Origin of the sequence: Paraburkholderia sp. RL17-373-BIF-A, from assembly GCF_046030175.1 — a bacterium.
Lineage (GTDB): Bacteria > Pseudomonadota > Gammaproteobacteria > Burkholderiales > Burkholderiaceae > Paraburkholderia.
Genome location: NZ_JARESO010000122.1, coordinates 1 through 7,769, shown reverse-complemented (window position 1 = coordinate 7,769; position 7,769 = coordinate 1). Strand labels below are relative to the sequence as shown.

8 protein-coding genes are annotated in these 7,769 nt (G+C 58.3%); 5 read left to right on the top strand and 3 right to left on the bottom strand.

Annotation, left to right across the window (positions count from 1 at the left end; all coding sequences use genetic code 11):
- Positions 1–25: 25 nt before the first annotated feature.
- Both P0D80_RS47765 and P0D80_RS47760 read right to left on the bottom strand, forming a co-directional pair.
- Positions 26–2,086 (bottom strand): hypothetical protein, encoded by a 2,061-nt coding sequence (locus P0D80_RS47765; RefSeq protein WP_408295155.1) that lies wholly within the window; start codon positions 2,084–2,086, stop codon positions 26–28.
- Between the two features lie 687 nt (positions 2,087–2,773).
- Positions 2,774–3,085, bottom strand: coding sequence for a hypothetical protein (locus tag P0D80_RS47760; protein ID WP_408295152.1), 312 nt, complete (start codon positions 3,083–3,085; stop codon positions 2,774–2,776).
- Between the two features lie 116 nt (positions 3,086–3,201).
- Here P0D80_RS47760 and P0D80_RS47755 point away from each other — a divergent pair, with 116 nt between their 5' ends.
- From P0D80_RS47755 to tnpB (P0D80_RS47745), 3 genes are all read left to right on the top strand, one after another.
- Entirely contained in the window at positions 3,202–3,363 is a 162-nt protein-coding gene (locus P0D80_RS47755) for a hypothetical protein (protein WP_408295149.1), read from the top strand.
- A gap of 509 nt (positions 3,364–3,872) precedes the next feature.
- Complete coding sequence (locus tag P0D80_RS47750) at positions 3,873–4,376, top strand: hypothetical protein (protein WP_408295146.1); 504 nt, start codon at positions 3,873–3,875, stop codon at positions 4,374–4,376.
- Positions 4,377–5,180: 804 nt separating this feature from the next.
- Positions 5,181–5,519, top strand: a complete 339-nt coding sequence (tnpB, locus tag P0D80_RS47745) for an IS66 family insertion sequence element accessory protein TnpB (protein ID WP_408295143.1) — start codon at positions 5,181–5,183, stop codon at positions 5,517–5,519.
- A 39-nt stretch (positions 5,520–5,558) separates the two neighbouring features.
- On the opposite strand, the gene tnpB (P0D80_RS47740) is transcribed toward tnpB (P0D80_RS47745), so the two are convergent.
- A complete protein-coding gene (gene tnpB, locus P0D80_RS47740) occupies positions 5,559–5,750 on the bottom strand; it encodes an IS66 family insertion sequence element accessory protein TnpB (RefSeq protein ID WP_408295158.1) in 192 nt (63 codons plus the stop codon).
- Positions 5,751–6,077: 327 nt separating this feature from the next.
- Between tnpB (P0D80_RS47740) and P0D80_RS47735 the strand changes: the two genes are divergently transcribed.
- Both P0D80_RS47735 and P0D80_RS47730 read left to right on the top strand, forming a co-directional pair.
- The gene (locus P0D80_RS47735) at positions 6,078–6,275 is read left to right on the top strand and encodes a hypothetical protein (RefSeq protein WP_408295140.1); all 198 of its coding nucleotides are present in this window, start codon (positions 6,078–6,080) and stop codon (positions 6,273–6,275) included.
- Positions 6,253–7,769, top strand: a 1,517-nt coding sequence (locus tag P0D80_RS47730) for a recombinase family protein (protein WP_408295137.1), incomplete at its 3' end; no start/stop codon positions are given. The genes P0D80_RS47735 and P0D80_RS47730, both read left to right, overlap by 23 nt.

Genomic DNA, 7,769 nt, shown 5'->3' with positions numbered 1-7,769 from the left:
CAATTGATCTACCGCTGGCTTACAGTCAACGGGCAGCAGCCAAGCTATCGCGGCCGGCCTGGCGGTCCCCTTCAGGTAGCTCCTTGATCTGTTGAGCGAGCACAGCCAAGGGCAGCCCCCGATCGGCGCCGTCGAGTTCAAGAACAGCCGCCAGCAGCGTCTCGAAGGCAGTCAGCCGGCTCCCTTCAGGTAGCTTCCCGATCTGACGGGCAATCCCCGCCAAGTGCGGCCCCCGATCGGACACGTGTAGTTCGCGGACAGCCGCTAGCAAAGATTTGAGGGCGGCCCGCCGGCTCCCGTCAGGTAGCGCTGGAATCAGGGTGACAAGCGCGGCTAGAGGCTGGCCGCGGGCGGCCGCGTCGAGTTCGCGGACAGCCGCGCGCAGACTATAGAAGGCGACTTCCCGCTCACCCTCAGGTAGCTCGGGGATCTGGCCAGCGAGGGCGGAAAAATGCTGCCCCTTTTCCGCCACGTCGAGTTCGCGGACAGCCGCCAGCAGACTATCGAAGCCGGCCAGTCCCACGGTCTGATAGGCAAGTTCGCCCAAGGGTTCGCCCCGATGGGTTACGTCGAGTTCAAGGACAGCTGCCAGCAGCCACCCAAAGGCGGTCGGCCGGCGCTCTTCGGGTAGTTCCATGACCTGACGGGAGAGCACGGTGAGAGCCTGGCCCCGATCGGTCAAGTCGAGCTGAAGAGCAGCCACTAGCAGAGATTCGAAGTCAGCCTGCCGGTTCCCTTCCGGCAGCGTCGCGATCTGGCCGGCAAGCGCGCTCAGCGGCGGGCACCGCCCGGCCACGTCGAGTTCATTGACAGCCGCCAGCACCTTCTCGAAGGCAACCTGTCGGTTCGCTCCACGTAGCTGCCCGATCTGGCCAGCAAGCGCTTCCAACGGCTGCCCGCGATCGGGCAAGTCGAGTTCAAGAGCAGCCGTCAGCAGACGCTCGAATAGGGGCCACCGGTTATTTTTGGGCAGCAGCATCCAGATCTGGTGAGCAAGGGCGGCTAGAGGTCGGCCTCGATCTGCCGCGTCGAGTTCAGGAATAGCAGCCAGCAGACGATCGAAGGCGGCCGGCACGTTCTCTATTGGCAGTTCCATGATTTGGGCTGCGAGCACGGTCACGACTCGGCCACGATCGGCTACGTCAAGTTGACGAACAGCCGCTGACAGCCGATCGAAGGCGACCTGCCGGGTTCCCGCAGGGAGTTCCCTGAGCTGGCCGGCGAGCGCGGTAACACGCTGGCCTCGATCAGCTACGTCGAGTTCGCCGACAGCCGCCAGCAGACTATCGAATTTGGCTCCCCGATTTTCTTGAGGCAGGGTACCGATCTGGGCAGTCAGTGCTTGTAAGCACTGACCCCGATCGGCCACGTAGAGTTCGCCGGCAGCCCGCAGCACAGTATCGAAAGCGGCCTCTTGGGTCCTGTCAGGCCGCAGCTCCCAGATCCGGCCGGCAAGCGCAGTCAGCGGGGCGTTCCGATACCCGCGCGGCAGGAACTGAATACGCCTGAGGACATCCGCGCCGTCGGGCTCCCACCGTTTCACGTTTGACGCGCTCTCTTTCAACTCGTTCGCCTTGCGCACGAGGTCAGCATCATGGTTCGCAAACTCCCTGTTGGTACAGCGCACCGCACGTTGATCCACGTCAGGGAGATAGCGCGTAATGTTCAGCAGGAGTTCCTGCGGGACAAGCCCGAAAGGATTATTTTTTGACAGCATCATGACCTCGGAGTCATTTGCGTCTTTCATCCCGTCCCGGACTTGACCCCTCGCAGACTCTACTCCGACCTCCCCAATTTGATCTCTAATAAGTGTTTTCCACTCATCAAAAGTTCTGCCGTAAATGGGCTCGGCTTGCCGGCCTCCCAGCGCAATTTGCAAACACTTTCTTCCATCATAGGCGCCCTCATAAAATTTCAACTCTTCACCGTCGATTCCCACGGAAAACGATACCGCATCCGGATGCATCTCCATCTGCCTGTTGAGCTCAAGTAGCGCCTGTCCGATCGCGGCTCTTTTCCCTTCGATACCGACGGTCTTACCAGGACCATCAATCCCGAAATTCATCATTCGGAGAACTACGTTCACGATTCCGCCGACCTCACCGACGCACTCCCCTTGCATGGTCGTATTAAGGGGCTGTATATTTCCATTCGGCTTGCGTTGAAGTAGCCGGGCGACTTTCATAGGAGTCCTTTGGTTGTCAGAGATGTCGGCACATCGCGGGTGTGCGCTTTCCGGAGCAAGCTACCATTTGGCTTACCTGAGTGCGCCGCGCCAGCTGACGACGCGCGTTGCCTTGGTGGAGCATCCGGAGCTGGCCGCAGGCATCGGGTGCTGATCAGCGCCTGAGCGCAAGCACTTCACCCCGGCGGGTCGCATGATATTGACACCGTGTTCGACGGTATCCGGAAGCCGCTATGGACCTTCATCCTCCGCGGTCTTTTCACTTTGAGTTCGGCGACGAGTGATACAACGATCCACGAATCGAGCATTGTCAGAGGAGATTTGCGCACGTATTTAGTAGCGGTTGGGTTCTAGATAGCATGAATTAACTCGTGGTCGCCCGAGGGACGTTTTACCAAACACCATTCTTCATGCGCATTTAACCTATCAAAACGCGCTCTCAAGTAAATCTTTCCTACCGAAGTTAAACCCTGCTCGGACTGTAGAGCTTCCAGCGTTTTTTTATCCGCTATACAGTTATTAACTTCTCCGATTAACTCATGGTAGATTTCTGTATGTTCGATCTCACGAATTAAAATCGATCCAAATCTAGCGAAATCGCAGTTGTCCAGAACACAACAATTCTTGTCGCCGAAGGAAATATGGATTGCAATTGTCGCGTTCCTCGACGTGGAGCACTTTACCTTCGACCATAACATCAACACTTTTTACAAGTGCTGCTGCTTGACTCATGAGACATAGGTCACCGATGGCCTTCTCGGCGACTTCTCTCGTTTCATCCATTTTCGAAGATTTGACCCAAGCGTAGATTCCGAACGTCAAGATCGAGAGGATCAGGTCCTTTGCCCCCCCCCGGATTGCCGAATTGAGCCCCACGCTCGGCGAGGTTTTTGTATGCATAACCCTCCTGTTCCGCCCGTGCGAAAGTTCTTGATATGGTGTTGCTTGTGATCGAAGACATGACACATCCTATATTTTAATTCGTCAACAAATGAGGCGCATAGCAGTTTAGCAATATGAATCGCGAGCAATACGCAAACGACCCTATGGTGACAGTGTTTGAACCAATTCATATTCGCAAACAAGCAGGGATGTTTGCAAATCGTCGCTCGCGCAACCAGGAAGCAATACTTGCAACCTGCGGCGAAACGGCTCGCATGCAGGCGCTCGACCCGTAAACTGGATCACAAACGAAATGACCTCAATACCAGCGCTCCCAACTCCGGAATGAATTCTGCGATTTTCTATTAGATCCCGCGCTCGCTGAACCGGTGCGCCGCTCTCCGACCGCCTTCACCCGCCATCGCACACCCAGGTGACCGCGCATGACCGCGCCGATTAGGCCACGCATGCACGTGAGCGTGCTACTGCGCTCGCTATCCCAGCGCGCATAGCGCGCCAAGGGAAAACCAAGCAACTTCGCGAAACTTCCGGCAGTTCACGAACGAGCGTCAGTTCGGCCAAGGTTGACATTGCCGCCGATCTACACCGATTTTCATATTTATTCGTAAGGACAATAATGCTAACAGGCACATCTGGCACTGGGCGAGGAGCTTGGATAAGCTCCCGACGGATCGATGGCTTTATTCGGAAGGATCCGAATTCCCCTGCTGTGGCCGCAAACCTATAGATTTCTGACGTAACCCAGCTTGCGGAACGACTCCACAGGTTGATAAGGTTTGCGATAATGACGCTCTCTCTCACACGCTGGTTGATGGACGGTTGCCCGAATAGACATATCGCCGACCAAGAGCACAAAAAGAAGAGGCCGAATGCCCATTTGCCGAAGCTACAAACGGATGACGCAAATGACCTCGTGGCCGGAGCCACTCGTCATGATAAACTGACTTCTCATGGCGCCGGCTCCCCTGATAACTATGGCGAGTTGCTACCGTCCATTACGTCACGTCTGCGTCTGGCGAGCGACCTTCCTGGCGCCATGGTTGAGCAACAAATTCGCTGCATTAGCAAATTATCCGCCTTGGAACTCGGCCGGTTCCGAATTGAGAATCGTGGCCTGAATGTGTACGCGACACATCCGCTGGTGACCCACCGCCTAGGAACGGTATCAGCAAGACCGATTTCGGATTTCGAGTACCGAATTTTGAGAAATTGCACGTTGTACTTGCAACCCCGGTACGTTTTGGAATTTCCAGCGGCAGTTGCAAGCCTTGCTCAGACCGGGCCTTAATCTGGCATCGGTTCCTTGCGGCTTGATGGATGAATTGCTGTTGTGCTCGACTATGAGCAGCACCCTGACCTCACTCTGACGGGCATAGATCTGGATCCGCTGACATTGAGCGACGCATTCGACTCGCAATGGAACGGGGCTAGCCGGGCGCGTCTCGCTCCCTCTGGAGGAGACATGGGCGCCGCATCTGAAAGCCACCATCGTCGCACTAACCAGTAACGGTTTCAGTATTTTTGAACCAGACCATATCGGCGTCATCGCCCTATATCGCGCGTTCTTCGACATGCTAGAGCCCCCGCCGTTCCCGAACAATAATCCTCGACGACCGCGAGCTTCGTCTCTTCCGAATACTTGCCCACAAGACTCCCTGCAAAAGGGTCTAACTTTGCGGGGTAAGTTCAAAATAGGTGGACACGTGAACACTATTGGAGAAGGAGCGACGCCTAGCCGTCGACGACGCCGGCGCTACAGCCGTCGAGTTCAAGGCTCAGGTAGTGGCAGCTTGCCAAGGGCCGGGGTATCGCTCGCGGCCATCGCATTGCACCACAAGCTGAACGCGAATCTGCTTCGACGGTGGGTCGAGCAGGCCGAAACGAACGATTGTGTGCTGGTGGCGCGTCGCGACGTGGCAGCGACATTGACAGCGGCGACGGCACCGGAATTCGTACCATTGCCTGTTGAGACGCGAAGCAGGCGTACAGCGGAGATTCGCGTCGAGGTTCGTCGCGCGGACCAGTCGACAACGGTTAGCTGCCCAAGCTCAGAGGCAGCGCAATGCGCTGCCTGGCTGTGCGAGTGGCTTGCATGATCCGCATTGACCAGGTGTGGTTGGCAGTTGAGCCGCTGGACATGCGGGCCGGCTTTGATACGGCGCTGGGTCGGGTGATCACCGTGTTTGGCGCCGCGCATCCGCACCATGCTTACCTGTTCGCCAGCCGGCGGGCCAACTGCCTGAAGGTGCTGGTTCAAGACGGGATCGGCATCTGGCTTGCCGCGCGGCGACCCAATGAGGGGCAGTTCGTCTGGCCGCGCGCTGGTAGCGAGCCAAAGCAACACGCGTTCACGCAGGAACAGCTGGCCGGTCTGGTGGTGGGTTTGCCGTGGCAGCGTATCGGCGCGGGCGGTGTAATCCGTGTCGTTTGAAGATGCTCGGGACGATAGTTTGCGCGCAGGCAACGACGTTTACAACGCCGAGGTCGGTCGTGCCGTTCTCGTCGGGTGCCGCCAGTCGATGCCTTCGAGCAGCATCGATAGTTGTGCCGGGCTCAGGCAAATAACGCCGCCGTCGGCTTGAGGCCATACGAAGCGCCCCTTCTCGAGCCGCTTCATCAGCAGGCACATACCGTCGCCGCTCCACCACAGCACTTTGAGCAGGTCGCCAAGCTACACGACATTCAACATACCGATCTCAAATCGTTGTGATCGCATACCGCTGGCACCCCGCCTATGGCCAGGAATACCGGTTGGTCCGTCGTACGGGGCGCCGCGGAAATCAGATGGTCCACCTCGACGTCCCGCAACAGATCTCACGCGAATTGCCAGCGTGGATGCTCGAAGCGTCGATATGCTCGGCAATGTCGCTCGGCAAGCCGCAAGTGAGCGCAGAAGCGCTCGTCCTCCTGTGCAGCATCCTGTCTGATCGAAGGCGTCACTCCGCCGCAGGAGGATCATCGAAACCTCTGTCAACGGAGGGCCATTCCGATGAGACGACCGCAAAGAGAACCCGGCGTACAACTTCCGCTGGAACTGCACCGAGATCCAACCTTCAACGTAGCCATCGTGGGGAATCGACGGGAGGAAGTGATCGAAGCGCTCGCAGCACTTCTGCTGGAAGCGCCGGGCAGACCGGTGAACACAAACGACCCAGGAGATCGCGATGAGCCAGAAGATTTCCGCTGAACATCTCTGCCGCGGTGCAGTCGTTTATGTCCGGCAGTCAACCATGAGCCAGGTGGTGGAGCACACGGAGAGCCAGAATCGTGAGTACGCGCTCGCCGAATCTGCGCGAGCCATGGGCTTTGCTTCAGTAACAACCATCGACGATGATCTTGGACGTTCAGGGTCCGGCAGTGTCGAGCGGCCTGGATTCCAGAAGCTGGTCGCGTCAGCGTGCGCAGGATCCGTCGGCGCCGTGTTCTGTCTCGAGGCTTCACGACTTGCGCGCAACGGCCGCGATTGGCACCATCTCATTGATCTTTGCGCACTGGTCGGCACGGTCGTGGTTGATCAGGACGGTATTTATGACCCCAGACTGGTCAACGATCGACTCCTGCTTGGACTCAAAGGAACGATGTCGGAGTACGAACTCAGTCTGCTGCGGCAGCGCGGCATTGCCGCCCGTGATTCGAAGGCCCGGCGTGGGGAATTGCGCTTCGCGCTACCTCCTGGCTACTGCTGGAACGAGCTTGGACAAATCGAGATGGATCCGGACGAACGGGTTGCCGAGGCCATCCGGGTGCTCTTCCGTAAGTTTCGCGAACTCGGCAGTGCCCGTCAGGTGCTGCTATGGGCCATACAATCGGACGTCAAGCTGCCCGTAACGCGGCACGGCCCCGTCGGCATCCCGATCGAATGGAGCCGGCCTGCATATCACACGGTTGTCCAGATCCTGGAACATCCAGTTTATGCTGGGGCGTATGTGTTTGGAAGGACGACCCAACGCACTGCCGTCGTCGACGGACGGGCTCGCAAGACTGAAGGCCACTCCAAACCGATGAAGGACTGGAGCGTCCTGTTGCGGGACCATCACCCCGGGTATATCATGTGGGATCAGTTCGAGGAGCATCAAAGGATGATTGCCGAGAACACACACATGAAGAAGCGGGCCTCCCGCCGATCTGCTCGTGGCGAGCGGGCCTTGCTGACTGGCCTGGCGCGATGTGGCCGATGCGGTCGAATGATGCGAGTCAACTACGGCATGAGAGCCGGTCAAGCGCATCGCTATTATTGCCGCGGCGACGAGGCACATGTCGGAGCGATTCTCTGTATCGGAATCGGTGGGGTGCGTGTCGACAAAGCAGTGGCGGCCGCAATTATCGAAGTGATTTCGGAGCACGCGGTGGAAGCGGCCATTCGCGCTGCACAGCAAACATCGCGCGCAGATGACGATGTGCGTCGCGCGTTGGCCTGCGAGCTCGAGGAAGCGCGCTACGATGCATCTCTCGCCGCACGCCGGTATGAGGTTGTCGATCCGACGAAGCGGTTGGTCGCACGCGAGCTTGAAGCGCGCTGGAACGCGGCCCTTGAGCGTGTCGCCCACCTTGAGGAGCGCGCAGCGCTTCTGGACCGCGAAGTTGCAAGCCGACCCGCGATCGACCAGGCACAGCTGATGACGCTTGCGCACGATCTTCCGGCGACGTGGAATGCGCCAGGCACCGACATGCGGACAAAGCG

Coding starts and splice junctions, on each gene's coding strand:
- P0D80_RS47735 (WP_408295140.1), top strand. CDS start 6,078: ATGAGACGACCGCAAAGAGAACCCGGCGTACAACTTCCGCTGGAACTG.
- P0D80_RS47755 (WP_408295149.1), top strand. CDS start 3,202: ATGAATCGCGAGCAATACGCAAACGACCCTATGGTGACAGTGTTTGAA.
- tnpB (WP_408295143.1), top strand. CDS start 5,181: ATGATCCGCATTGACCAGGTGTGGTTGGCAGTTGAGCCGCTGGACATG.
- P0D80_RS47760 (WP_408295152.1), bottom strand. CDS start 3,085: ATGCATACAAAAACCTCGCCGAGCGTGGGGCTCAATTCGGCAATCCGG.
- P0D80_RS47750 (WP_408295146.1), top strand. CDS start 3,873: ATGACGCTCTCTCTCACACGCTGGTTGATGGACGGTTGCCCGAATAGA.